General features: G+C 70.7%; 25 protein-coding genes and 1 pseudogene. 12 read left to right on the forward strand and 14 right to left on the reverse strand.

The features are described 5' to 3' along the window. The first annotated feature begins 21 nt into the window (after positions 1 to 21). The 9 genes from ACMTAK_RS31915 (at position 22) to ACMTAK_RS31955 (ending at position 9666) form a co-directional block, all read left to right on the forward strand. The gene (locus ACMTAK_RS31915) at positions 22 to 1311 is read left to right on the forward strand and encodes an ABC transporter substrate-binding protein (RefSeq protein ID WP_413809365.1); all 1290 of its coding nucleotides are present in this window, start codon (positions 22 to 24) and stop codon (positions 1309 to 1311) included. Continuing rightward, positions 1308 to 2270 (forward strand): carbohydrate ABC transporter permease, encoded by a 963-nt coding sequence (locus ACMTAK_RS31920; protein WP_413809366.1) that lies wholly within the window; start codon positions 1308 to 1310, stop codon positions 2268 to 2270. Before ACMTAK_RS31915 ends, ACMTAK_RS31920 begins: the two co-directional genes overlap by 4 nt. After that, positions 2267 to 3139, forward strand: a complete 873-nt coding sequence (locus ACMTAK_RS31925; RefSeq protein ID WP_413809367.1) for a carbohydrate ABC transporter permease — start codon at positions 2267 to 2269, stop codon at positions 3137 to 3139. Before ACMTAK_RS31920 ends, ACMTAK_RS31925 begins: the two co-directional genes overlap by 4 nt. A gap of 2 nt (positions 3140 to 3141) precedes the next feature. After that, a complete protein-coding gene (locus ACMTAK_RS31930) occupies positions 3142 to 3726 on the forward strand; it encodes a hypothetical protein (protein ID WP_413809368.1) in 585 nt (194 codons plus the stop codon). Further along, the gene (locus ACMTAK_RS31935) at positions 3723 to 5537 is read left to right on the forward strand and encodes a hypothetical protein (protein WP_413809369.1); all 1815 of its coding nucleotides are present in this window, start codon (positions 3723 to 3725) and stop codon (positions 5535 to 5537) included. The genes ACMTAK_RS31930 and ACMTAK_RS31935 overlap by 4 nt, the downstream gene beginning before the upstream one ends. Positions 5538 to 5652: 115 nt before the next feature. After that, positions 5653 to 6813, forward strand: a complete 1161-nt coding sequence (locus ACMTAK_RS31940) for a Gfo/Idh/MocA family protein (RefSeq protein WP_413809370.1) — start codon at positions 5653 to 5655, stop codon at positions 6811 to 6813. A 34-nt stretch (positions 6814 to 6847) separates the two neighbouring features. Further along, complete coding sequence (locus tag ACMTAK_RS31945) at positions 6848 to 8017, forward strand: dihydrodipicolinate synthase family protein (protein WP_413809371.1); 1170 nt, start codon at positions 6848 to 6850, stop codon at positions 8015 to 8017. Further along, positions 8014 to 8844 (forward strand): sugar phosphate isomerase/epimerase family protein, encoded by an 831-nt coding sequence (locus ACMTAK_RS31950; protein ID WP_413809372.1) that lies wholly within the window; start codon positions 8014 to 8016, stop codon positions 8842 to 8844. Before ACMTAK_RS31945 ends, ACMTAK_RS31950 begins: the two co-directional genes overlap by 4 nt. Positions 8845 to 8901: 57 nt before the next feature. Continuing rightward, the gene (locus ACMTAK_RS31955; protein ID WP_413809373.1) at positions 8902 to 9666 is read left to right on the forward strand and encodes a pentapeptide repeat-containing protein; all 765 of its coding nucleotides are present in this window, start codon (positions 8902 to 8904) and stop codon (positions 9664 to 9666) included. A gap of 107 nt (positions 9667 to 9773) precedes the next feature. On the opposite strand, the gene ACMTAK_RS31960 is transcribed toward ACMTAK_RS31955, so the two are convergent. From ACMTAK_RS31960 to ACMTAK_RS31985, 6 genes are all read right to left on the reverse strand, one after another. Continuing rightward, positions 9774 to 10778 carry a methyltransferase domain-containing protein gene (locus ACMTAK_RS31960; RefSeq protein ID WP_413809374.1) on the reverse strand — a complete coding sequence of 335 codons (1005 nt, stop codon included), beginning with the start codon at positions 10776 to 10778 and terminating at the stop codon, positions 9774 to 9776. A 137-nt stretch (positions 10779 to 10915) separates the two neighbouring features. Then, complete coding sequence (tgmB, locus tag ACMTAK_RS31965; protein WP_413809375.1) at positions 10916 to 11869, reverse strand: ATP-grasp ribosomal peptide maturase; 954 nt, start codon at positions 11867 to 11869, stop codon at positions 10916 to 10918. Further along, positions 11866 to 12147: a putative ATP-grasp-modified RiPP gene (tgmA, locus tag ACMTAK_RS31970; protein ID WP_413809376.1), complete on the reverse strand. Its 282-nt coding sequence runs from the start codon at positions 12145 to 12147 to the stop codon at positions 11866 to 11868. Before tgmA ends, tgmB begins: the two co-directional genes overlap by 4 nt. Before the next feature lie 70 nt (positions 12148 to 12217). Then, the gene (locus ACMTAK_RS31975; protein ID WP_413809377.1) at positions 12218 to 12406 is read right to left on the reverse strand and encodes a hypothetical protein; all 189 of its coding nucleotides are present in this window, start codon (positions 12404 to 12406) and stop codon (positions 12218 to 12220) included. Then, the gene (locus ACMTAK_RS31980; protein WP_413809378.1) at positions 12403 to 13008 is read right to left on the reverse strand and encodes a hypothetical protein; all 606 of its coding nucleotides are present in this window, start codon (positions 13006 to 13008) and stop codon (positions 12403 to 12405) included. Before ACMTAK_RS31980 ends, ACMTAK_RS31975 begins: the two co-directional genes overlap by 4 nt. A gap of 109 nt (positions 13009 to 13117) precedes the next feature. Next, positions 13118 to 14311, reverse strand: coding sequence for a helix-turn-helix domain-containing protein (locus ACMTAK_RS31985; protein ID WP_413809379.1), 1194 nt, complete (start codon positions 14309 to 14311; stop codon positions 13118 to 13120). Between the two features lie 99 nt (positions 14312 to 14410). On the opposite strand from ACMTAK_RS31985, the pseudogene ACMTAK_RS31990 reads away from it, so the two are divergent. Both ACMTAK_RS31990 and ACMTAK_RS31995 read left to right on the forward strand, forming a co-directional pair. Further along, a pseudogene (locus ACMTAK_RS31990) lies at positions 14411 to 14542 on the forward strand (helix-turn-helix domain-containing protein); the annotation flags it as partial. 17 nt (positions 14543 to 14559) lie between these two features. Beyond that, positions 14560 to 15033, forward strand: a complete 474-nt coding sequence (locus ACMTAK_RS31995) for a hypothetical protein (RefSeq protein WP_413809380.1) — start codon at positions 14560 to 14562, stop codon at positions 15031 to 15033. Positions 15034 to 15072: 39 nt separating this feature from the next. Here the strand turns inward: ACMTAK_RS31995 and ACMTAK_RS32000 are convergent, their stop codons facing one another. The 8 genes from ACMTAK_RS32000 to ACMTAK_RS32035 form a co-directional block, all read right to left on the reverse strand. Then, positions 15073 to 15468: a hypothetical protein gene (locus tag ACMTAK_RS32000; RefSeq protein ID WP_413809381.1), complete on the reverse strand. Its 396-nt coding sequence runs from the start codon at positions 15466 to 15468 to the stop codon at positions 15073 to 15075. Next, entirely contained in the window at positions 15465 to 16097 is a 633-nt protein-coding gene (locus ACMTAK_RS32005) for a SigE family RNA polymerase sigma factor (RefSeq protein ID WP_413809382.1), read from the reverse strand. Before ACMTAK_RS32005 ends, ACMTAK_RS32000 begins: the two co-directional genes overlap by 4 nt. Positions 16098 to 16168: 71 nt before the next feature. After that, on the reverse strand, positions 16169 to 16576 hold the full coding sequence (locus tag ACMTAK_RS32010) for a hypothetical protein (RefSeq protein ID WP_413809383.1): 408 nt from the start codon (positions 16574 to 16576) through the stop codon (positions 16169 to 16171). A 291-nt stretch (positions 16577 to 16867) separates the two neighbouring features. After that, a complete protein-coding gene (gene rbsD, locus ACMTAK_RS32015) occupies positions 16868 to 17263 on the reverse strand; it encodes a D-ribose pyranase (protein WP_413809384.1) in 396 nt (131 codons plus the stop codon). Further along, complete coding sequence (gene rbsK, locus ACMTAK_RS32020) at positions 17260 to 18186, reverse strand: ribokinase (protein ID WP_413809385.1); 927 nt, start codon at positions 18184 to 18186, stop codon at positions 17260 to 17262. Before rbsK ends, rbsD begins: the two co-directional genes overlap by 4 nt. Positions 18187 to 18205: 19 nt before the next feature. Further along, positions 18206 to 20155, reverse strand: a complete 1950-nt coding sequence (locus tag ACMTAK_RS32025) for an ABC transporter permease/substrate-binding protein (RefSeq protein ID WP_413809386.1) — start codon at positions 20153 to 20155, stop codon at positions 18206 to 18208. Further along, on the reverse strand, positions 20145 to 21713 hold the full coding sequence (locus ACMTAK_RS32030; RefSeq protein WP_413809387.1) for a sugar ABC transporter ATP-binding protein: 1569 nt from the start codon (positions 21711 to 21713) through the stop codon (positions 20145 to 20147). Before ACMTAK_RS32030 ends, ACMTAK_RS32025 begins: the two co-directional genes overlap by 11 nt. Further along, entirely contained in the window at positions 21710 to 22726 is a 1017-nt protein-coding gene (locus ACMTAK_RS32035) for a LacI family DNA-binding transcriptional regulator (protein WP_413809388.1), read from the reverse strand. Before ACMTAK_RS32035 ends, ACMTAK_RS32030 begins: the two co-directional genes overlap by 4 nt. 185 nt (positions 22727 to 22911) lie before the next feature. Between ACMTAK_RS32035 and recD2 the strand changes: the two genes are divergently transcribed. Continuing rightward, complete coding sequence (gene recD2, locus ACMTAK_RS32040) at positions 22912 to 25155, forward strand: SF1B family DNA helicase RecD2 (RefSeq protein ID WP_262699661.1); 2244 nt, start codon at positions 22912 to 22914, stop codon at positions 25153 to 25155. The last annotated feature ends 71 nt before the right edge of the window (positions 25156 to 25226 follow it).

Genomic DNA, 25226 nt, shown 5'->3' on the forward strand with positions numbered 1-25226 from the left:
TGGAGGGAGGTCGGCTCCGGTATGCGTAGAAACAGGACAACGACGTCCTGCGCCCTGGCCCTTGTGCTCACGCTCGGAGGGACCCTCACGGGCTGCGGCGGCGATGGCGGCGGCGGCTCGGGCGGCAAGGTCAGCCTGCGGTTCACCTGGTGGGGAAACCCCGACCGGGCCGCCCGCACCGAGGAGGCCGTCAAGCTCTTCGAGCAACGCCACCCGGACATCGACATCGCGACGTCCTTCGCGGGCTTCGACACCTACAAGGCGAAGCTGGCCACCCAGGCGGCGGGCGGTGACGCCCCCGATGTGATGCAGCTGGACTACCGGCAGATCAACCAGTACGCGACCTCCGGCATCCTGCTGAACCTCGGCGAACACCCCGAGCTGCGCACCTCGGAGATCGACAAGGGGCTGCTGGCCACCGGGGTGGTCGACGGCAAGCAGTACGCGCTGCCGGTGGCCCGCGGCACCGAGACGGTGGCGTACGACGCCGCGCTGTGGCGCAAGGCGGGCGTCGCCGAACCCACTCCGACCTGGACCTGGGACGACTGGGCCGACGCCATGCGCAAGCTCTCGGCGTCCAAGGCGACGCAGGGGCGGATGGGCTCCACCGACCCGGGCCAGAGCGAGGACGTGTTCGAGATCTGGCTGCGGAGCCGGGGCAAGTCCCTCTACACCAAGGACGAGAAGCTGGGCTTCAGCGCCGACGATCTGACCCGCTACTGGGAGTGGTGCACGAGGCTCCGCAAGGAGGGCGCGGTCGTGCCCGCCGAGCAGACCACCCAGATGGACGGGACGGTGGAGAACACCCCGCTGGGCCGGCTGAAGTCCGTCTCCGACTTCAACTGGGACGCCCCCTCCAGCGGCTTCGCGCCCATCGTCGGCGAGGGGCTGAAGCTGGCGCCGCTGCCGGTCGGCGAGGACGGCACCCCCGGGCAGTACTTCAAACCGTCGATGTTCTTCGGCGCCTCGGCCAAGACCGCACACCCCAAGCAGGCGGCCCAGTTCATCGACTTCCTGCTCAACGACAAGAAGGCGGGCGCCATCCTCGGCGCCACCCGCGGCATCCCGGCCAACGACGCCATCCGGGACACGGTGCTGCCGAAACTGGAGGGCTTCGACCAGGTCGTCTCCGCGTACCAGAAGCAGTTCGAGGGCAAGCTCAAGGACCCGCCGCCCGCGCCTCCCAAGGGCGACACCTCCTTGCAGGGCACCTTCTCGCGCGACTACGACCAGGTGAGCTACGAGCGCTTGTCGCCGCGCGAGGCGGCGGAGAACTACATCACCGAGGCGAAGGCGGAGCTGAGGCAATGACCGCGACCGCGACCCGCCCCCCGGACGCCGCGCCCCCCGCCACCGGCGGCAAGCGGGCGCCCAAGCGCGAACGGCAGGGAGCCGCCTGGGTGTTCCTGTCCCCATGGGTGCTCGGCGCCGCCGTGCTGACGCTGCTGCCCATGGCCGTGTCCCTGTATCTGTCGTTCACCGACTACGACATGTTCGACGCGCCCCGGTGGATCGGCTTCCGCAACTACACCCAGATGTTCACCGAGGACCCCCGCTACTGGCGGTCGGTCATCACCACCCTGACCTACGTCGTGATCGCGGTACCGCTCCAGCTGCTGCTGGCGCTGGCCGTCGCGATCGCGCTGAAGTCGGTCAAGCGCGGCAAGGGCTTCTACCGCTCGGCGTTCTACGCCCCCTCGCTGCTCGGCGCGTCGATGTCCATCGCCCTGGTCTGGCGGGCGATCTTCAACGACGGCGGCTCCGTCGACAACCTGCTCTCCGGCATGGGCATCGACATCGGCGGCTGGATCAACAAACCGGGCTGGGCCATCCTGTCGGTCGCGCTGCTCACCATCTGGCAGTTCGGCGCCCCCATGGTGATCTTCCTGGCCGGGCTCCAGCAGATACCCGCCGAGCTCTACGAGGCGGCCGCGGTGGACGGGGCCTCCTGGTGGCGGCAGTTCCGCTCGATCACCATCCCGATGCTCTCCCCGGTGCTCTTCTTCAACCTGGTGCTCCAGATGATCCAGGCGTTCCAGGTCTTCACCCCCGCCTTCGCGGTCAGCGCGGGCAAGGGCGGACCCGCCGACTCCACGCTCGTCTACACGCTCTACCTCTACGACCGCGGCTTCACCGCCTCCCACATGGGCTACGCCTCCGCCATGGCGTGGGCGCTGCTGCTGGCCATCGGGGTCGTCACCGCGGTGCTCTTCCGCTCATCCCGGGCCTGGGTCTTCTACGCCAACGACAACAACGAGGGGGCCCGATGACCACCGCCCCGATCACCACCGCCCCGGCGGCGCGGCGGCGCCCCACCGGCCGGATCGTGCTGCACATCTGCCTGATCGCCGTGCTGCTGGTGATGCTCTATCCGCTGGCCTGGCTGCTGGCCACCTCGTTCAAACCCGCCGACGAGGTCATCGCCAGCCTCAAGCTGCTGCCCAGCCACTTCGAATGGAGCAACTACTCCACCGCGCTGGACGGGGTGAACGAGGTCAGCGTCGGACGGCTGCTGTGGAACTCGCTGCTCATCGCGTGCGGCGCGGTGCTCGGCAACGTCATCAGCTGCTCGCTCGCCGCGTACGCCTTCGCACGGCTGCGGTTCCGGATGCGCGGTCCGCTCTTCGCGTTCATGATCGCGACGATCATGCTGCCGCACCACGCCATCCTCATTCCGCAGTACATCATCTTCAACCAGCTCGGCATGGTGAACACCTACTGGCCGATGATCCTGCCGAAGTTCCTGGCCACCGACGCCTTCTTCGTCTTCCTCATCGTGCAGTTCATGCGCGGACTGCCGCGTGAGCTGGAGGAGGCGGCGCGGATCGACGGCTGCGGGCCGTTCCGCTCGTTCTTCAGCGTCATCCTGCCGCTCACCCGGCCCGCCCTGATCACCACCGCGATCTTCACCTTCATCTGGACCTGGAACGACTTCTTCACCCAGCTCATCTACCTCTTCGAGCCGGAGAAGTTCACCCTGACCCTGGCCCTGCGGTCCTTCGTGGACGCCTCCAGCCAGTCGGCCTTCGGCCCGATGTTCGCGATGTCGGTCTTCGCGCTGCTGCCCATCGTGCTCTTCTTCCTCGCCTTCCAGCGGTTCCTGGTCGAGGGCATGGCGAGCTCCGGACTGAAGGGATGAGCATGGCCACCGCCACCAAACGCGAACCCGGCGAGCTGTTCGGCCCGCGCTTCGCGCTCTTCGCCGACGTCCTGGCCGTGGGGCTGGCCACCGCCGCCGCCTCGCTGCCCCTCCTCACCGCCCCGGCCGCGATGTCCACGGCCTGCGCCGTCCTGGACCGGCGGGTGCGCGAGGACGTGCCCGCCACGGCGGGCGGCTACCTCCGCGCGCTGCGGGACCGGCTGCGCACCGGCGATCTGCTGGCCGGGGCGGGGCTGCTGGCCGGCGGCGCCCTGCTGCTGTTCAACGGAGCCGCGGCGGGGGCGGGGCTGCCGGGCGCGGTGGTCTTCCGGCCCGTGCTGCTGATCGCGGGCGGGCTGCTCGCCGTCGTCCTGCTGCGGGCCTGCGCCCGCCCCGAGTCGGCCACGAGCTGGCGGGTGGCGCTGCGCTCGGCGGCGTACGACGGCGTGCGCAAGCCCCGGGCGAGCGGTGTGCTGCTGCTGGCCGTGGCCACCGCCGCCGTTTGCGCCTGGGCCTATCCGCCGCTCGCCTTCCTCGTCCCCGGCCCGCTCGCCCTGGCGGCCCGAGCCACGGAGCACCATCTATGACACCCCTGCCCCGCCGTCACTTGCTCGCCGGGACCGCAGTGGCGGGCGGACTGCTGGCCGTCGGCGACCCGGGCGGCGCCTCGGCCGAGAGCGGGACCCCGGCCGAGGCCCGGGTCGACAAGCCGTTCCTGGCCCTGCTCACCGAGGCGGCCGACGCCCGGGTGGCCGAGGTGGTGGACGGGCTGGAGACGGTCCTGGGCCAGCTGAACAACCTCGGCCAGGCCCGCCCCGCCGCCCGCGGCCTGCGGCTGCTCACCTCCGTCCATGTGTGGGGCGACGCCGCCCACCACCACGACGGCGCACTGATCGCGCCGATGACCCGGCTCGTGGACGCGCTGGCCGCCGCCCAGTTCGACGACGGCCTCTACGACCAGGGCGCCGTCCACTCGCCCCCGGACACCGCCTTCTCGATCGTCGATCTGGGCCTGGTGTACGGCCTGCTGGAGGCGGACGGCCACACCGGCACCCGGGCGATCCGCGCCACCCTGAAGAAGATCCTGCTCAAGGCGGGCAAGGGCCTGTCCACCGGCGGGGTGCACACCCCCAACCACCGCTGGAAGGTGTGCGCCGCGCTGGCCCGGATCAACTCCTTCTGGCCCGACGCGCGCTACACCCGCCGTATCGACGCCTGGCTGGCCGAGGGCATCGACAGGTACGACAGCGGCCAGTACAGCGAGCGCAGCGCCACCTACGCGCCCATCGTCACCAACCCCTCGCTGCTGACCCTGGCCCGGCTCACCGAGCGCCCGGCCCTCTACGAGCACGTACGCCGCAACCTGGACGCCACCCTCCACCTCCTGGAGCCCGACGGGGAGGTGGAGACGGTGCACTCGCGCCGCCAGGACCAGAAGACGGTCAAGCACCTGTCCGAGTACTGGCTGCAGTTCCGGGCCCTGGCGCTCCGGGAGCGGGACGGGCGGTTCGCCGACGTGGCCGCCACCATCCAGCGGCGCGGCGCGGACCAGACCTTCGACGAGACCCCGCTCGGGGACTTCCTCGCCGAGGTCCTGGACCATCCGGAGCTGGCCGCGCCGCTGCCCGAGGCCACCGCGGCTCCGGACGAGTTCACCTGGCGCGACAAGGACTGCGGGTTGGTCCGGATCGCGAAGGGGAGGACGCGGACCACGATCTTCGGCGGCACCGACTTCCCCGACGTCCACGCGATCTCCTCGGGCCTGTCCACCAACCCGACGTTCTTCAAGTGGCGCAAGGGCTCGGCCATCCTGGACTCGCTCCGGCTGTCCCCGCAGTTCTTCTCGCTCGGCCACTTCCGGGCCGAGGACGTGGAGCGTACGGCGGACGGCTGGCGGCTGTGGGCCGAGGTGCGGGCCGGATTCCACCTCCCGCTGCCGCCTCAGCACCGCCGCCCCGACGGGCGGTATCCGCTGACCGACGACGGCCGGTTCTGGTCCGCGATGGACTTTCCGCACCGCCCCAAGGAGTGGCGCACCCTGCGCACCGAGGTGCGGATCGCGGAGGCGGACGGCGGCTGGAACCTGGACCTCGAGATCGGCGAGTCCGAGGTCCCGCTCGCCCTCGAACTGTGCTTCCGCGGTGGCGGAAAGCTCACCGGGGTCGACCCCGTGCCCGGCCAGAAGGACACGTATCAGCTGGTCAAGGGGTACGGGACCTATACGTCCGGCGATGACGTGATCACCTTCGGGCCCGGCAACGGCAGCGGCCCGCGCCAGCCCGCCGTCGTGGACTCCGGCGAGCGCTACAGCTGGATGGGCGGCGATCTGACCCCGGCGGGGCAGCGGGTCCTGATCACCGGGCGTTCGCCGCTGCGCTACCGGCTGACCCTGCGCTGAAGCGCTGACCGGACCCCGCCCCTGTGTTCGGTCCTCTGTACAGGGATGGGGCGGGACGGTTAGCGTGGATGTTAGAAAGCGCTTACTGTCACTCGCTGTGAGGAGAAGAACCCACGTGACACGCAAGACAGTGCGGATCGCCATGAACGGTGTGACCGGCCGGATGGGCTACCGCCAGCACCTCGTCCGCTCTCTCCTCGCCCTTCGCGAACAGGGCGGCCTGGACCTCGGCGGCGGCACCGTGCTGTGGCCCGAGCCGCTGCTCGTCGGCCGCCGGGAGCACGCGCTCAAGGAGATCGCCGAGCACCACGGCCTCGACCCGGTCGCGGACGTCTCGACCGACCTGGACGCCGTGCTCGCGGACGACGGCGTCGACATCTACTTCGACGCGCAGGTCACCGCCGCCCGCGAGGAGGCCATAAGGAAGGCCATCGCGGCGGGCAAGCACATCTACACCGAGAAGCCGACCGCCACCGGTCTGGAGGGCGCACTGGAGCTGGCCCGGCTGGCCGAGGCGGCGGGCGTCAAGCACGGGGTCGTCCAGGACAAGATCTTCCTGCCGGGGCTGCTGAAGCTGAAGCGCCTCATCGACGGCGGCTTCTTCGGCAGGATCCTTTCCGTGCGCGGGGAGTTCGGCTACTGGGTCTTCGAGGGCGACTGGCAGGCCGCCCAGCGGCCCTCCTGGAACTACCGCGCCGAGGACGGCGGCGGCATCGTCTCCGACATGTTCCCGCACTGGGAGTACGTGCTCCACGAGCTGTTCGGCCCCGTGCGCACCGTCCAGGCGCAGGCCGCCACCCACATCCCGACCCGCTGGGACGAGCGCGGCAAGCCGTACGAGGCCACCGCCGACGACTCGGCCTACGGCGTCTTCCAGCTCGAGGGCGGTGTCATCGCGCAGATCAACTCCTCCTGGGCGGTCCGGGTGAACCGCGACGAGCTGGTGGAGTTCCAGGTCGACGGCACCGAGGGCTCGGCCGTCGCGGGCCTGCGCAACTGCCGCGTCCAGCACCGCTCGCACACCCCCAAGCCGGTCTGGAACCCCGATCTGCCCGCCACCGAGGCGTTCCGCGACCAGTGGCAGCAGGTGCCGGACAACGACGAGTTCGACAACGGCTTCAAGGCGCAGTGGGAGCTCTTCCTGCGCCATGTCGCGCTCGACGAGCCCTGGCGCTGGGACCTGCTGGCCGGCGCGCGCGGCGTCCAGCTCGCCGAGCTGGGCCTGAAGTCGTCGGCGGAGGGCCGCCGGCTGGACGTACCGGAGCTGAGCCTGTGACCATCCACTGCTTGGACGTACCGGAGCTGAGCCTGTGACCATCCACCTCCCCGCGCCGGGCGGTACGACCCGCCCCTACGAACCCCGCACCGAGCCGCTGTCGCCGACCCCCGGGGCCCCCTTCACCTCCCGCGTCGTCTTCTCGGCCGCCCATGTGGTCGCCGACCCGTACGCCGATGTGACCCCCGACAGCCCGGCCGCCGTGGACTGGGACGCCACCCTGGCCTTCCGCCGCCACCTGTGGTCCCACGGTCTGGGCGTGGCCGAGGCCATGGACACCGCCCAGCGCGGTATGGGCCTGGACTGGGCGGGCGCCGCCGAGCTGATCCGCCGCTCGGCGGCCGAGGCGAAGGCGGTCGGCGGCCGGATCGCCTGCGGCGTCGGCACCGACCAGCTGGCCGCCACCGAGATCGGCTATCCGTACGGCCTGGACGAGGTCCGGGCCGCGTACGAGGAGCAGCTGGCCGTCTGCGAGGAGTCCGGCGCCCAGGCCATCCTGATGGCCTCGCGCGCCCTGTGCGCCGTGGCCAAGGGCCCCGAGGACTACCTCGAGGTCTACGGCCATCTGCTGCGCCAGTCCGCCGAGCCGGTGATCCTGCACTGGCTCGGCCCGATGTTCGACCCGGCCCTGGAGGGCTACTGGGGCAGCACCGACCTGGACGCCGCCACCCGCACCTTCCTCGACGTCATCGCCGCCCACCCCGACAAGGTCGACGGCATCAAGGTCTCCCTGCTGGACGCCCAGCGCGAGATCGACCTGCGGCGCAAGCTGCCGGACGGGGTGCGCTGCTACACGGGCGACGACTTCAACTACCCCGAGCTGATCGCGGGCGACGACCGGGGCTTCAGCCACGCCCTGCTCGGCATCTTCGACCCGTTGGGCCCGCTGGCGGCGGAGGCCGTGCGCAGGCTGGACACCGGCGATGTGGCCGCCTTCCGCGCCCTGCTGGACCCGACGGTGGAGCTCTCCCGCCACCTCTTCCAGACCCCGACCCGCTACTACAAGACGGGTGTGGTGCTGCTGGCCTGGCTGGCGGGCCACCAGTCGCATTTCACCATGGTCGGCGGCCTCCAGTCGGCCCGCTCGCTGCCACATCTGGCGCGGGCGTACGAACTGGCGGACGGGCTGGGCCTGTTCCCGGACCCGGCGCTGGCCGAGACCCGCATGAAACACCTGCTGTCCGTGCATGGAGTGGCCCAGTGAACGCCGTACCCCGCCTGAGCCTCAACCAGGAAACGATCAAACAGTGGTCGCTGCCCGAGCTGGCCGAGGGCTGCGTCAAGGCGGGGGTCACGGGCGTGGGCCTGTGGCGCGAGCCGGTCCAGAAGTACGGCGTGGCGGCCGCGGCCGAGCTGGTGCGCGGCGCCGGCCTGACCGTCACCAGCCTGTGCCGGGGCGGCTTCTTCACCGCGAGCGAGCCCGAGGCACGCGCCACGGCCCTGGCCGACAACCGCCGGGCCATCGACGAGGCCGCCACCCTGGGCACCGACACCCTGGTCCTGGTCTCCGGCGGCCTCCCGGCCGGCAGCCGCGACCTCTTCGCCGCCCGCGAGCGCATCGCCGACGCGCTGGGGGAGCTCGCCCCGTACGCCGCCGACCACGGTGTCCGCCTGGCCATCGAGCCCCTGCACCCCATGTACGCGTCCGACCGCTGTGTGGTCTCCACCCTCGCCCAGGCCCTCGACCTGGCCGAGCGCTTCCCGGCGGAGCAGGTGGGCGTGGTCGTGGACACGTACCACATCTGGTGGGACGACACCGTCGCGGACCAGATCGCCCGCGCGGGCGCGGGCGGCCGCATCGCCGCCTTCCAGCTCGCCGACTGGGTCACCCCACTCCCGGAGGGCGTCCTGCTGGGCCGGGGCCAACTCGGCGACGGCTCGGTGGACTTCCGCTGGTTCCGCGAGCAGGTCGACGCGACGGGCTACACCGGCCCGATCGAGGTGGAGATCTTCAACCCGGACCTGTGGGCCCGGGACGGCGCGGAGGTCCTTGCGGAGGTCGCCGAGCGGTACCGGACGCTGGTGTTGTAGCGACCGTTTCGGGGTGTGTCGGGCGCAGCACCGACTGGGGCCGAAGACGGTACCGATATGAAGATCGCGATCTACGACTGGAGTACTAGAGTCTGGGCCTCCACCCTCCACACCATCCGGCGAATGGATCGACTTCGCATGACTCAGGCGATTCGGCGAGGCGGCAGGACCACCCGCATCAAGAACCCCACTGCCCCGAAGGTCTTAGCTACCCTGCGACCGGCCGACATGGCGAGAGACGGCCTGGAAGACGACGCGATGATCCGTGGGGTGCAATACGAGGGAACGCCCTTCGTGGCTCACACGGCTGAGGCCGTCGAAATGGAGGGCTGCACGTTCGACAGTTCTCGCTTCACCGGAACACGCCTGATCCGCAGCCAGTTCAGCGACTGCCGGTTCAACACCTGCGACTTCGCGGAAGTGGGTGCCCAAGATGTTTCACTGATCCGGTGTGTGGTGAACGGGAGCCGATTTACGGGCTCGTCGTGGAGGTCTGGGACGTTCCGGGACGTGCGCATGGAGAGCTGCGTCATCGCCCCCGGCCTGTTTCGCCACATGAGGCTTTACGCCGTCGTGTTCACTGACTGCAAGATGGCGGGCGCGGACTTCCAGGGTGCCGAACTGCACAACGTGAAATTCGAGGGCTGCGACCTGACCGGAACACAGTGGGCCAACTGCCGGATCGGCACCGCGCGGTTCGAGAACTGCACGCTCGTTGATGTTGGCGGAGGCGCGAGCCTCAAGGGCGCTACTGTGCAAGGCCCAGGGCAGATGGAGTTGGCCCTGAGCCTTGCACGGGAAGCGGGAATCCTCTTCGAGTAGCTGGGTCAGGCGGTTACCGCTGGCACGAAGCCCGCCCAGTCGGGGCTGGAGATGCACCGGGTGACGTGATCGGCCTTCCACCGCAGGTCACACCGCACGCGTCTCACTCACATAGGCAGCTTCCACGAGAGGCCCTGAGGGGTCTCGTACCAGAGGCGATGCTCTTCGTCCGAGACCGTCAGGCCGAAGCGATCCCATTTCGGCATGTCGTGATCAACGAACCACCCCCACCAACCCTCGACGGTGTCCCAGATGCCGCGCTCGCCCGTCTCGCGGAACTGCGTCTGTTCGCCGACGAAGATGCCCTCAGCCCACGCCCCGTCAGGCATCACCAGGCGACGCATGGTGTGCCCCTCGTCGTCAGTGCCGTACTGGAGCACCACCCCGGGCAGCGCGGACGCCAGCAGGAAGGTGAAGTGGTAGCTGTCGAAGGCCGTGACCGGCACCGGGGAGTCCCTGCGTGCGTCCACCGGTCCCGACGCAAGCGGCGGGGGAGGGGCCGGTGCCGCCGTGCGTGCCGCCATGAAGGACCCGCCGCCTGCCTGGAAGCGCCCCTCCAGGCTTCCGTCCGGCATGCGGTCGAGGACGGCCAGACCCCCGCTCAGCGGCGGGAAGAGGTTCGCGACGAGTCGTCCCCCGGGAGCGACCGCGGACCTCAACGTCTCGGTGATCCTCGGAAGGGCACACGTAATGATCACCTTGTCGAACGACTCCGGCGGCCAGGTCCAGTCCCTCACGTCCACGGTGAGGACGTTCGGTGTGATGCCGATGGCCTCCAGGTTGAGCAGTGCTTCGGACGTCACATCCGGGTCAATGTCCGCCGTCACGAGCTGGTCATCGCTCCCCAGGCGGTGAGCGATGAGGGCGGTTTGGTAGCCGGTGCCAGTGCCTCCATCGAGGACCCGGTCTCCGGGCTGTACGTCAAGGGCTTCCAGCATCCGGGCCGTGAGGCTCGGCTGTGTGCTGGACGACGTGGGGACGCCGGTGAACAGCCCATCCGCGGACTTCGCCGTCTCCGGGTCGAGGCGGGTGACGAGCGTGGTGTTGGTGTAGATGGGGTTGAGCCAGTCTTCGCCGTCCGCGGCGTCGAGCGGCTTCCACTGAGTCGGCACGCCCCCTTGGTTTTGAAAATAGCGTGGGACGAAGGTGTGCCGAGGCACCTCCTCGAACGCCTGCTTCCAGTGAGGGAAGACCAGGTCGTCCGAGTCCTCCAGGATGCGTGCCAGATTCTCAGCGAGCGGTTTCCAGTTCACCGGCGACACCAGTTCTCCAGGGTTTGAGCGATCGACGCGGCTAGGGGGATTTCCGGACTGTTGAGCCATGCCCACTGGCCCGAGGGGTTTGCCTCCAGGAACGTCCACCGACCATCCGGCCGCACGATGAAGTCCATCGCAGCGTAGGTGAGGGCCAGTCGAGCCATGTATCCGCGCACTCCGTTGACGACATCGGCCGGCGTCTCGATCGGCTCGTACTCCAGCGCGTCGTAATCGGACCGCCAATCCGTACGGGCGGCCTCGCTGTGCGCCTTGATCTTCACGCTGTGGCAGGTGACGCCTACGACGATCAAGCGCACTTCGTACTGCTTGGGGACACGCTCCTGGAACAGGTGCGCAGTGAGTTCCACGCCGCCCAGGGCGTCAAGGTCGACCTCGCGCGTATACATGGTCTCCGAGCCCTGGGAGTGGACAACGTGCGGCGTCCCCAGCGGCTTGGTGATCAGCGGGGCTTTGACGTTCTCCGCGAAGGCTCGCACCTCATCCGCAGAGTTCGTGATCAGAGTGCGAGGAGTGGCGAGCCCCACGGAGTGTGCGATGCGGAGCTGCTGGGGTTTGAACTCCGCGGCAGACGCTCTGGACGGATGGTTCATCCACCGGGCGGCGAGGCTCATGAGTACGCCGCCGAGGCCGATGCGGGCAGCGCCACGCGCCCAGTGGGCGTCCGACTCCGACAGCTCGGGGAACCGGAACAGATTCGGCCGGTTCCAGTAGACCGCCTTCACGTCCGCCAGCGCGACGCTTCTGTGCTTGTTGGAGAGCGTGCCGACCCACTGCCCGTCAACGTGGCTGGCCCGTAGCTCCAGTTCGTGAGGGAAGTCTGCGGTATCCATGCGGAACACGGGGATATCGGAAGAGGACAGCCCCTCCATGATGAGGTCAGTTCCCGCCTCGAAGGGGCCGTCCACCACCAGGACGGTGTTGGTCACTCAAAGGCTCCGGGGTCCCCGCCCTCATCACTCGGCGGCGGGTTCTTGATGTCGCCGTCCTGGTTGGTCTTCTGGGACGTGGCCATGGTCGTCAGCGGAGTGCCGTCCTCGAACCTGGCTGTCTGACTGACAGGGTCGTAGACCGCGCGACACCGCGGAACCGCGGCCGACGTGGCGGGCCGGAAACGCGCTCCGGTTAACGCGTACGGGCGGATGCTGCTTGGCGCGGTGCTGACCGGGGCACTGGCCTGAAGGGGAAGGGGCGCAACCAGTTGCATGTTTTTCCTCTCACTCGATGGATGGGGAAGCACCTCTCCGGCACTGTGCACTTCAGCACCGGAGAGGGAGTCAATCGGTGGGCCATGGGCAGCAGGATCGAGCCAGCCGCGCAGCCTCCTCGTAGGCGCGCAGCAGCCGTTCCCCGGTCTCACATCCGGCGCCGGGCGTGCGGCAGGCCAGGCACCCCGCGGCGTGGTCGATGGCCGCGCGCCACGCCTCGTTGGCGAACGGGTCCTTGGTCTGCTCGACGGCGGTCATCGGGCCCGCCCCTTGTGCTGGTCCGCGGCCGCGCTGGTGAGGGTCCGCGGGCGGCGGCCGTTCCTCGGGTAGCTGGTGGCGTGCGTGGGGCAGGCGTAGACGGTCTTGCCGACAGCGTCGCCCCTCTCCACCTCGACCGGGATCGGTTCGTTCGTGGGCAGCCGGCAGCGGTAGCAGAGCTGGCGGCCCTCAGGTACGCGCCCGTATTCGGTGCGGTCGGCCTCGGCCAGCGCCTCCCACAGGCGCCCGGCGTCGGTCAGGTAGCGGTCGGCCGAGAGGGGCACGCGCCAGTGGGTGCTGGGACCCTTCGTCCAGGCGGCGGGCGGTACGCCGAGGTAGGTGCTCTCGTCGGTCAGCTCGGTCAGGACGCGGACTTGCCGCAGGTGCCAGCTCGTTGCGGTGCCGACGGCGACGAGCCAGTAGAGGGGGCCGTGCTTGTCCTGGATGACGGCGCCGGTCTCGTCGCCGAGTAGTTGCAGGGCGCGTTCGCCGATGGTCGGGGCTGCGCGCACGGCGTCCCACCATCTGCCTGCGGGTAACGCCTCGATGACCTGCTTGTTTGGCGGTGTCCAGGGCAGCGTTGGCTGTGGACCAGCGATCACGACACGGCTCCTCGTGGCCAGTTTGTATCCGTGTCGTGACGCTAAGTGTGGTGACGGGGGTCACTCCATGGCACTTCCCTCGGGCCACCGACGGAAGTGCCATGGAGCGTTACAGCGGCAGACCGACCGCGTCCGCCAGCGTCCGCATCTCCGGCGTCAACGTCCGCCGCTTCTCCACCACATCGCCGAGGATGTCGCGCGCGTATCGCTGACTGGCCAGCCACTCCGGCGCGGTGGCGTGCACGCTGGTCAGTACGTCCACAGCCTCCGGGTACTGCCGCATCATGGTGTGAGCCTTCGCGACGTCCAGCCGGTGCCGGTGGTACTCGGTGCTCACCGCCAGACTCCCGGACTTCCTAGCCGTGGCCCGGCCGGGCCGCTTCGGCTTGGCTGCGCGGAGCACCTTGTCCGGCTCGTCCAGCACGATGTGCCTCTCGCACGCCTTATAGCGCACGGTGGTCGGGCCCCAGGTCGTCAGGCGCTCAGTGCCGCGGGGCAACTCACGCCCCAGCAGGACGGAGACTGACTGGGCGAGGCGCATCGTGTCGTCTGCCTCCCCCCGCCGGTTGTCGCGCAGAGCGGCGGCTGAAGACTGCATCAGCAGCCAGCCCCACGCCGCCAACTCCTCCGGCGTCGCCCGGGACACTCGCGGCTCCACATCGTCCGCCCACTTGGTGGCCAGTTCCCGGGACGCGGCCAACTTGCCTTGCCGGACGAGGAGCCAGCTCCAGGTAGCGATGATCCCCGCCGCGCGCAGCCGGTCCGGTGCGTCATCCAGGGCGCGGCGCAGCGCGGTCTCCGCGGCACCGTACTTGCGGACCTGGGTCAGCACCGATCCGGCGATCTGTAGCAGATGGGAGCGCACGTCCCGCGCCTCAGCGGAGTCGCCGAGCGCGTCGGCATCCGCCAGAAGCGGGGCAAGGAGCCCGGTCAACTCACCGAGCCGGTTGTCGAAGTAGGCCGAGCGCACTTCGGGGAGCATCGCACGCACGCCCTCCACCGTTGGGGCCTCGCCCGTGCGGACCGGCGCGACCTCAACGGCCTGCCCCAGCGGGCGCCAGGGCTCGGCGGCCTCGCCGGCGGGCTCCTCGTCGTCGCGCTCCAGGAGGTAACTCGTGGGGACGCGCAGTGTGGACGCCAAGGTGTGCGCGGTCGCCATGCGCGTGTCGGTGATCTCTCCCTGCTCCAGCTTCCGGATCAGCGAGAGCGATACGCCTGATGCTGTGGCCAGTTCCCTCTGCGTCAGACCGCGCCGCTTGCGGACCTTGCGGAGGCTGGAGCCAATGCCTGTGTCTTCGTGCATACTGAACTCCGTTCTGAACTCGACACTCAGACGGTACTCCCGGCCCGAACGGGATTGCAGCGATCGGCCCCTGACCACCAGGTTGGGGGCCTTCGTGCGGAAACAGGGGCACGGTATCGGTCAGGCCGGATCATCGAGCGTGCCCGTGCGGTCCGGCGGTCCTGCACTTCGACGACTCCACCCAGCGTTGTCCGCGAGTTCGACGACCGACTGCACGGCATCTACCTATGATCACGAAGGAGCGGCCCATGCGCCTCGGCATCACTGGCCACCGCGGTCTTCCCCCAGAGACGGAGCGATTGGTCCGCCGGGCCCTTCAAGAGGAAGTTGCGCGCTGCGGTCCTGACCTGATCGGGGTCTCGTGCATTGCCGACGGCCCGGACGCCTGGTTCGCTGAGCTGGTGCTGGAGGCTGGAGGTCGCCTTGAAGTGGTGGTCCCTGCGGAGAAGTACCGCGAGGGCCTGCCGGAGGAGCACCACCAGACCTACGACCGTCTCATCCAGCAGGCCGCCGATATCCACCGCACGGGCATGGTGGAGTCGGACTCCCAGGCGCACATGGCCGGAAGCGAGATCCTGGTGGGTCTGGTGGATGAGCTGGTCGCTGTGTGGGACGGGCGGCCAGCTCGCGGGTACGGCGGCACGGCCGATGTCGTGGCCTACGCCGAGCGCACCGGTGTCCGGTCTCGGGTGGTCTGGCCGGAGGGTGCTACCCGGGACTGACCGAGAGCGTGGCTGGCGGGGGCGTGCGAGGCGGCCGGGTCAGCGGTGGGTGGCGGTGGAGGCCGGGGGCGGAGTTGCGGGCGGCGAGGTGGGGGAGGGCATGGTCGGAGGGGCGGTGTTGGAGGACGGAACCGAGGTGGTCGGAGGGGCGGTGTCCGAGGACGGGACCGAGGTGGCCGGAGGGGAGGTGCGGGGGTCCCGTGCGGGCGGTGCCGGATGCGGGCGCTCCGGGGAGCCGGACAGCAGCAGGAAGGCGGCGGCCGCCGCTGCCGCCACCGTCACGGCGACCGCGGACACGACCCGCCGGACCCGCCGCCTGCCCCAGGCCGGGCCGGTGGGAGGCCGGTACGGGGACAGCTCGTGGGCGTCGATGAGCCGCGCACGGGCGTCGAGCGCGGCGCGCAGCCGTTCCTCGATGGGGGATGGAGTGCTCATCGGGCCGCCTCCAGCAGCTTCTCCAAGGTGACGAGCGCACGGCTCGCGGTCGACTTCACGGTGCCTCGGGAGACGCCCAGCGCCTCGGCTATCTGGGCCTCGGTCAGCTCCGACCAGTAGCGCAGCACCAGCACCTCGCGCTGGCGCGGGGTGAGCCGCGCCAGCGCGTCGAGTACCTGCCGGTGCTCCTCGGCGAGCAGCAGCGGCTCGTCCACGGGCGCCCCCGGCCCCTGGTACGGCGGGGTGTACGCGCGTGCCGTACGCCGTCGGCGCAGCACCGAGCGGGCGGCGTTGACCACGGCGGTGTGCAGATAGGCGTGGGCGTCCTGGAGGCTGTCCAGCCGTGAGCCGTGCCGGCGGCAGACGGCGGCGAAGGCGTCCTGGACGACGTCTTCCGCGGTGTGCAGGTCGTCGACCAGGAAGACCGCCAGTCGGATCATGTCCAGCCGCCGGGCCCGGTACAGATCGTCCAGGGTCGGGCCGGGCTCCCCGTCGCCCCGGCCGCCCACCGGTCGCAGCGCCCGCAGCCGCCGCCCGGCGCGCGGTGTCTCCACCGGCGGCGTCGAGGCGGTCGTCCGGGCACGGCGGAGCAGCCGGGCCCACCAGGGCAGGACAAGAGTGAGCTGCATCGTCCTCGTTCACCTCATCGGTGCGGGGCGGGACCGGCTCCGGATCCGGTCCCGCCCCACCCGTGGTCGGGCTAGCGGCTGGCCTTGGTGGGCGCGGGCTTGGTGGTGGGCGGCTTCGTGGGCTCGGGCACGCTGGTCGGCGGCAGGGTCGGGGCGGGCTTGGTGGGCTCCGGCGCGGTGGTGGGCGGCAGCGTGGGCGCGGGCTTGGTGGGCTCGGGCTCGCTGGTGGTCGGCGGCTTGGTGGGCTCGGGCTTGCTGGTGGTCGGCGGCTTCGTGGGCTCCGGCTTGCTGGTGGCGGGCGGCTTGGTCGGCTCCGGCTTCGAGGTCGCCGTCGGGGCCGGCTTGGCCGGGCGGGAGTGGTCGGAGGTGGCCGCCTGGGCGGCGATGCCCCCGCCCACGATCAGGGCGACTCCGGCGGCCGACCCCACGATCCAGGGGCGCAGACGGCGGTTCGGCTTCTTGGCGCGGACGTGCTGCATACGGAACGACTCCCGAAAGGCTTGAGCGAACGCTGAAGGGCGGAGGCGTGCGCCGAGGATCCGAGGACCCGTTCCGGAACCCGCCTTCAACCCACCAGACGTGCGGCCCCACCCGAGGTTGTCGCGCCCCGGAAAAATCTTTCGCCGATCGGCGTGCAACCGTTCCGGCCCTCGGCGGGTCGTACCTGGCATCGGGCTTCCCGGGGGGATCCGGGGGGATTCGAGAGGAAGCCCTGGGAGGGGAGAACGAGGGGCCCGGACCACGGCCGGGCCCCTCGAAATGTCACACCCTCAGAACGGCACCCCGCACCGCAGCAGTACGTTCGCGTACGGCCGCGCCTCGCCCGTGCGCACCACCAGCCGCGCCCCCGCCGTCAGCGTCTTCAGCTCCTCGTGCGGGACCAGATCCAGCGCGGGAGCCGGGAAGAGGCGGTCGAGCAGGGCGGTCGCCCCGGGGTTGTGGCCGCTCACCTCCCGCGCCGCCGTGGCCCGTTCGACCACCAGCTCGTCCAGCAGCCCGGTGAGCACCCGCTCGAAGGACGGCACCCCGGCCGTGAAGGCGAGGTCCACCACGAACGGCCCGTCCGGTATCGGCAGGCCCGCGTCGCACACCATCACCGTGTCGGTGTGACCCAGCAGGGCGATGCCCGCGCTCAGATGACGGTTGAGGATCCCGGACCGCTTCACAGGGCCGCCGCCTCCTCGGCGCTAGGGAAGGACGCCTGCGCCCCGGCCCGGGTCACCGCCGCCGCGCCCACGCGCACCGCGAACCGCACCGCCGTCACCAGGTCGTCGCCGACGCCGAGGCGCCAGGCGAGCGCGCCGGTGAAGGCGTCCCCGGCGCCCGTGGTGTCCACGGCCGTCACCGCGGGACTGGGCACGAGCACCGTACGGTCGCCGTCGGCGACCAGCGCGCCCTCGCCGCCCAGGGTCACCACGACCGAGCGCGGACCGCGCGAGAGCAGGGCGTCGGCCCACTCCTCGGGGTCGTCGGAGGAGCCCACCTGGTCGTCGCTGAGCAGGAACCGCGCCTCGTGCTCGTTGACCACCAGCGGATCACAGGCGGCCAGTACGTCGTTGGGCAGCGGCGCGGTCGGCGAGGGGTTGAGCACCACCCGCGGCCCGGGGCGGCCGCCGAAGCCCGCGGCCGCCGTACGGACCACCTCGGCGACCGACTCCAGGGGGATCTCCAGTTGTACGGAGACCACTCGCGCCGCGGCCAGCAGGCTCGCCGCGGCCCGGACGTCGCCGGGGGTCAGCCGGGCGTTGGCCCCCTGGGAGACCACGATGCTGTTGTCGCCCGAGGGGTCCACCGTGATCAGCGCGACCCCGGTGGGCGCGCCGCCGACGAGCACGCCCACCGTGTCGACCCCGGCCGACCGCTGCGAGTCCAGCAGCAGCCGGCCGTAGTCGTCGTCGCCGACCCGGGCCAGCAGGGCCGTACGGGCCCCCAGCCGGGCGGCGGCGACGGCCTGGTTGGCGCCCTTGCCGCCCGGGTGGACCACCAGGTCGGACCCGAGGACCGTTTCGCCGGCCCCGGGGCGGCGGTCGACTCCGATCACCAGATCGGCGTTGGCCGACCCCACGACCAGCAGGTCGTAGTCGTGCATCCGCACGTCCTTTCGTTTGTCACTTCGCGGTGACGACCTTCACCGGCACCTTCACCGTGCTGTCGATCTTCTGCCCCTTGGCGGCCTTGACGGCGTTTTCCACCACCATCCGGCCCAACTCCTTCGGCTGCTGGGCGACGGTCGCGGCGAGGGTGCCGTTCTCGACGGCCTTGAGCCCGTCCGGGGTGCCGTCGAAGCCGACGACCGCGACGGACTTGCCCGCCTTGGACCCGAGCGCCTTGACCGCGCCGAGCGCCATCTCGTCGTTCTCGGCGAAGATCCCGTCGATGCCCGGATGGCCCTGGAGCAGATTGGTGGTCACATCCAGTCCCTTGGCCCGGTCGAAGTCGGCGGTCTGCTTGCCCACGACCTTGATGTCCGGGTACGCCTTGAGGCCCTCCGCGAAGCCCTTACCGCGCTCACGCGAGGCCGAGGTGCCGGGGGTGCCCTGCAACACCAGGATCGTGCCCTTCTTTCCGAGCCGTTCGGCGAGCGTCTTCGCGGCCAGCTTGCCGCCCGTGATGTTGTCGGAGGCCACCAGGGTCGCGATCTTCGCCTTGTTGACGCCGCGATCGGCGGCGAGCACCGGGATGCCCGCCTTGTCGGCGGCCCGGACGGACGGGCCCGCGGCATCGGAGTCGACCGGGTTGATGATGATCGACTTCATGTTCTGGCTGGTGAAGTTCTGGAGCTGATTGGCCTGCTGGGAGGCGTCGTTCTGGGCGTCGGTGACCGTGAGGCTGATCCCGGCGCGCTTGGCCTCCTCCTGGGCGCCCGCCTTCAGCTGAACGAAGAAGGGGTTGTTGAGGGTGGAGACCGACAGACCGACCTTGGTGTCCGCGCCCCCGGAGGAGCCGGAGCGCCAGACGGAGGCGCCGAAGGCGATGGCGGCGACGACCACGGCGGCCAGCGCGAACTTGCCCGCGTTGACGGCCTTCTTACGGCCGCCACCGGACGGTCCGCCCGCCGCGGCCCCGGGCGCGCCCGGTCCGGCCCCGGCGCGTCGGCGCACCGTGTCCATCAGCACCGCGAGCGCGATGACGACACCGATGACGACCTGCTGCCAGAAGGCGGACACCTCCAGCAGGTTGAGCCCGTTGCGCAGCACCGCGAGGATCAGCGCGCCGATGAGCGTGCCGGACGCCTTACCGACGCCACCGGACAGGCTGGCGCCGCCGATGACCACCGCGGCGATCGCGTCGAGCTCGTAGCCGACCGCCGCCTGGGGCTGCGCGGAGGACAGCCGGGAGGCGAGCACGATGCCCGCGACGGCCGCGAAACCGCCGGAGAGCGCGTAGATGACCAGCTTCTGACGGGTCACCCGGATCCCGGAGAGCCGGGCCGCCTCCTCGTTGCCGCCGATCGCGTACATCGCCCGGCCCGGGTACGTACGGCCCAGCACACCCGCGGTGATCAGGCCCATCACGACCATCACGATCACCGGGACGGGGAGCCAGCCGCCGAGGGTGTCGCCGAGGCCGGACACCGAGTCGGGCACGGCTATCGGGCTGCCCTGGGAGATCACCAGGGCCAGACCGCGGCCGATCGACAGCATCGCGAGCGTGGCGATGAACGGCGGCAGCTTCCCGAAGGAGACCAGCGCCCCGCTGACCAGACCGCAGGCGACACCGGTGGTGAGCGCCAGGAGCGCCGCGAACCACACCGGCAGCCCCTGTGAGCTCGCGGACCAGGCGAGCACGGTGGCGGACAGCGCGGCCACCGAGCCGACCGAGAGGTCGATGCCCGCGGAGACGATGACGAACGTGACGCCGAAGGCGAGGATCGCGGTGACCGCCGCCTGGACGCCGACGTTGAGGAGATTGTCGGTGGTGAGGAAGTCGCCGGACAGCAGCGCCATGGCGGCCACCAGCAGCACCAGGGCGCTGAGGGCGCCGTTGTCGAGCAGCACGCGGCGCAGGACCGCCGAGCCCCCGGGGTCCTTCGTGGCGTCAATCGTGTCAGTGGCCACGGGAGCCCTCCTTTTCCTTGCCGCCGACCCCTTCGTCGGCGTCCTTGACGTCCTTCACTGCCAGGGCCATCACGGCGTCCTGGGTCGCTTCCCGCGCGGTCAGCTCGCCCGCGATCCGGCCCTGGGCCATGACCAGGACCCGGTCGCTCATCCCCAGCACCTCGGGCAGATCGCTGGAGATCATCAGTACGGCGTGGCCGGACGCGGTGAGTTCGTTGACGAGCTGGTAGATCTCGACCTTGGCGCCCACGTCGATCCCGCGGGTCGGCTCGTCGAGGATCAGCACCTTGCTGTCGGCGAGCAGCCACTTGCCGATGACGACCTTCTGCTGGTTGCCGCCGGAGAGGGTGCGCACCCGCTGGTCGAGACCGGCCATCCGGACCGCCAGCCGCTCGGCGACACCGGCCGCCGAGCGCCGCTGGGCGGCCCGGTCGACCAGCCCGGCGCGGGTGGCGGCGCGCAGCGTGACCAGGCCCAGGTTCTCCTGCACGGAGCCGTCCAGGACCAGGCCCTGGCCCTTACGGTCCTCGGGGACGAGGCCGATCCCGGCCCGCATGGCGGCCACCACGTCATGGCCGGGCAGCGGGCGGCCGAGCACCTCGACGGAGCCGGAGTCGTACGGGTCGGCGCCGAAGAGCGCCCGGACGACCTCCGTACGGCCCGCGCCGACCAGCCCGGCCAGGCCCACCACCTCCCCGGCCCGCACCTCGAAGCCGATGTCCTGGAAGCTGCCGTTCCGGGTGAGTCCCCGGACCTTCAGCAGCGGCTCACCGGCGTCCCCGCGCTCGCGCGGGTACTGCTGCTCGATAGAGCGGCCCACCATCAGCCGCACCAGTTCGTCCTGGTCGGTGCTTGCCGGGACCTGGGTGACGCTGCGGCCGTCGCGCAGCACGGTGACCCGGTCGCCCAGGGCGGCGATCTCCTCCAGGTGGTGGGTGATGAAGACGACGCCCACCCCGTCCGCGCGCAGGGTGCGCACGATCCGGAAGAGCTTCTCGACCTCCTCGGTGGTGAGCACGGCGGTCGGCTCGTCCATGATCAGGACGCGGGCCTTCAGGCTCAGCGCCTTGGCGATCTCCACCATCTGGAGCCGGGCGATGCCGAGGTCGCGGACGCGGGTCCGGGGCGAGACGTCCACTCCGACGCGGGCCAGCAGCTCGGCGGCCCGCGCGTCCATCGCCTTGCGGTCGATCATGCCGAAGCGGCGCGGCTGGCGGCCCAGGAAGATGTTCTCGGCCACGGTGAGGTCCGGGACGAGGTTGAACTCCTGGTAGATGGTGGCGATCCCGAGCCGCTCGGCGTCCTGCGCGCTGTTGATCCGCACCGGCTCGCCGTCGACCAGGATCCGCCCGCCGTCGGGGCGGTGGGCGCCGGAGACCATCTTGATCAGCGTGGACTTGCCCGCGCCGTTCTCGCCCAGGAGGACATGCACTTCGCCCCGGCGCAGATCGAAGTCCACCCCGTCCAGCGCGATCACCCCGGGGAAGGTCTTACGGACCCCCTCCATGCGCAGCAGCTCCGCCCCGCCGGGGGAGGACCGCTCGGACTCGGCACTCATGGTTTGCTCCCTTCGGGCTCGCCGCACGAGCGGCGGGTGACCAGACGGGCGGAAAGGGTCACCGACTCGGCGGGCCGCCCCTCGACGAGATCGATCAGCGCCGTCACGGCGGCTCGGCCGAGGGCCCCGGTCGGCTGGGCGATGGCGGTGATCGGCGGATCGGTGTGGACGAACCAGGGGATGTCGTCGAACGCGGCGAGCGCCACGTCGTCCGGCACCCGCAGGCCCCGCGCGCGGATCTCGTCCATCGCGCCGAGCGCCATCAGGTTGTCCGCGGCGAAGATCGCGTCCGGGGGGTGCGGCAGATCGAGGAAGCGGGCGGTCACCCGGCGGCCGCTGTCCGCCTGGAAGTCGCCCTGGCCGATGTGGTCCTCCCGCAGCTCCAGGCCGAACTCGCGCAGCGCGGAGCGGAAGGCGTCCACCCGCTCGCGCCCGGTCGTGGTGGCCGCGGGGCCCGCGATGATCGCGACCCGGCGGTGGCCGAGGGCGCACAGATGGGCCACCAGGGCGTGGATGGCTCCCCGCCCGTCGGTGCGGATCACCGGCACCCGGTCCAGGCCCTCGCCCTCGATCCAGCGGTCGACGAAGACCATGGGCGTGCCGGCGCGGGCGGCGGCCAGCATCATCGGGGAGCCGCCGTCGGTGGGGCTGACCAGCAGTCCGTCTATGCGGCGGTCCATCAGGGTACGCACATGGTGGTCCTGGAGGTCGGGCCGCTCGTCGGCGTTGCCGATGACCACGCTGTAGTCCAGCTCGCGGGCGGCGTCCTCGACCGAACGGGCCAGCTCGGTGAAGAAGGGATTCAGCACATCGCTGATGACCAGGCCCAGGGTCCGGGTCTGATCGGTGCGCAGCGAGCGGGCCACCGCGTTGGGGCGATAGCCGAGGTCGGCGACCGCGGCGAGCACCCGTTCGCGGGTGTCCGCGCGGACGGAGGGGTGGTCATTGAGCACCCGTGAGACCGTCGCCACGGAGACCCCGGCACGCCGCGCCACATCCTTGATGGCCGGCATCGTCCACCTCCTTGTGGAATCGATTACATGAGATTGGAATCGATTACATGGAAGGAGGCAAGGGGTCGGCCCCCGGTGAAACCGGATCGTGATATTCCGCGACCGGGCACACCCCGCGTTCCTTCCCCACGGGCGTCGTCCACAGGCCCGAACCGCCTGTCGGCTCCCGGCGGTACGGTCGAGGCATGCTCAAACTCGCGGTGGTGGAAGGGGTCCTGGAGCGGATCACCTACGCCAATGAGGAGAACGGCTATACGGTCGCGCGGGTCGACACCGGCCGTGGCTCCGGAGATCTGCTCACCGTCGTCGGCTCGCTGCTGGGCGCCCAGCCGGGCGAGTCGCTGCGGATGGAGGGCCGCTGGGGTTCCCATCCGCAATATGGCAAACAGTTCACGGTCGAGAACTACCAGACCGTCCTCCCCGCCACCGTCCAGGGCATCCGGCGCTATCTCGGCTCCGGGCTGATCAAGGGCATCGGCCCCCGGATCGCCGACCGGATCACCGAGCACTTCGGCGTCGACACCCTCGACGTCATCGAACAGGAGCCCAAGCGGCTGGTCGAGGTCCCCGGCCTCGGCCCCAAGCGCACCAAGATGATCGCCGCCGCCTGGGAGGAGCAGAAGGCCATCAAGGAGGTGATGGTCTTCCTCCAGGGGGTCGGCGTCTCCACCTCCATCGCGGTGCGGATCTACAAGAAGTACGGCGACGCCTCGATTTCGGTCGTGAAGAACGAGCCGTACCGGCTGGCGGCCGACGTCTGGGGCATCGGCTTCCTCACCGCCGACAAGATCGCTCAGTCGGTCGGCATCCCCCATGACAGCCCCGACCGGGTGAAGGCCGGTCTGCAGTACGCGCTGTCCCAGTCCGCCGACCAGGGCCACTGCTATCTCCCCGAGGAGCAACTCATCGCGGACGCGGTGAAGTTGCTCCAGGTGGACACCGGCCTGGTCATCGACTGCCTGGGTGAGCTCGCGGCCGAGGACGAGGGCGTGGTGCGCGAGCCGGTCCCGGGCCCGGCGGACGGCGAGCCGGTCTCCGCCGTCTATCTGGTGCCCTTCCACCGCGCCGAGATCTCCCTCGCGGGCCAGGTGCTGCGGCTGCTGCGCACCGAGGAGGACCGGCTGCCCGCCTTCCGGGGCGTGGACTGGGACAAGGCGCTGGGCTGGCTGGCCGGCCGCACCGGCGCCGACCTGGCGCCCGAGCAGAGCGAGGCGGTGCGGCTCGCGCTGACCGAGAAGGTCGCGGTGCTCACCGGCGGGCCGGGCTGCGGCAAGTCCTTCACCGTGCGGTCCGTGGTGGAGCTGGCCCGCGCCAAGAAGGCCAAGGTGGTGCTCGCGGCGCCCACCGGCCGGGCCGCCAAGCGGCTGTCCGAGCTGACCGGCGCCGAGGCGTCCACCGTCCACCGCCTGCTGGAGCTCAAGCCCGGCGGGGACGCGGCGTACGACAGGGACCGCCCGCTCGACGCGGACCTGGTGGTGGTCGACGAGGCGTCCATGCTCGATCTGCTGCTGGCCAACAAGCTGGTCAAGGCCGTCCCGCCCGGTGCCCATCTGCTCTTCGTCGGCGATGTGGACCAGCTGCCCAGCGTGGGCGCCGGGGAGGTGCTGCGCGATCTGCTGGCCCCCGGCAGCCCCGTCCCGGCGGTGCGGCTGACCCGGATCTTCCGCCAGGCCCAGCAGTCCGGAGTGGTCACCAACGCCCACCGGATCAACGAGGGGGTGCCGCCGGTCACCCAGGGCCTGTCCGACTTCTTCCTCTTCGTCGAGGACGACACCGAGGAGGCCGGGCGGCTCACCGTCGATGTCGCGGCCCGCCGCATCCCGGCGAAGTTCGGCCTCGACCCCCGCCGTGACGTGCAGGTTCTGGCCCCGATGCACCGCGGTCCGGCGGGCGCCGGCACGCTCAACGGACTGCTTCAGCAGGCCATCACCCCGGCCCGCCCGGACCTCCCGGAGCGCCGGCTCGGCGGCCGGGTCTTCCGCGTCGGCGACAAGGTGACCCAGATCCGTAACAATTATGAGAAAGGGGCCAACGGGGTCTTCAACGGCACGGTTGGCGTCGTCACCTCACTCGACACCGATGAGCAGCGGCTGACCGTGCGGACGGACGAGGACGAGGAGGTACCGTACGACTTCGACGAGCTGGACGAGCTGGCTCATGCCTATGCGGTGACCATCCACCGGTCACAGGGCAGTGAGTACCCGGCCGTCGTGATCCCGGTGACCACCGGGGCCTGGATGATGTTGCAGCGCAACCTCCTGTACACGGCCGTGACCCGCGCCAAGCGCCTTGTGGTGCTGGTCGGCTCGCGCCGCGCGCTGGGGCAGGCGGTGCGCACCGTCTCGGCGGGCAGGCGCTGCACCGCGCTGGATCACCGACTCGGCGGCGATGTGACAGTCGAGCGTGTCAGATGGGTTTCCGAACGATGACGAACGGGGCAGGATGGCCGTGAAAGGCGGCACTGAGTGCCGCCAAAAGGCTCTTCGGCCGACCCCGAGTG

It is taken from the genome of Streptomyces lacaronensis (assembly GCF_047337785.1).
Classification (GTDB): Bacteria; Actinomycetota; Actinomycetes; order Streptomycetales; family Streptomycetaceae; genus Streptomyces; species Streptomyces lycopersici.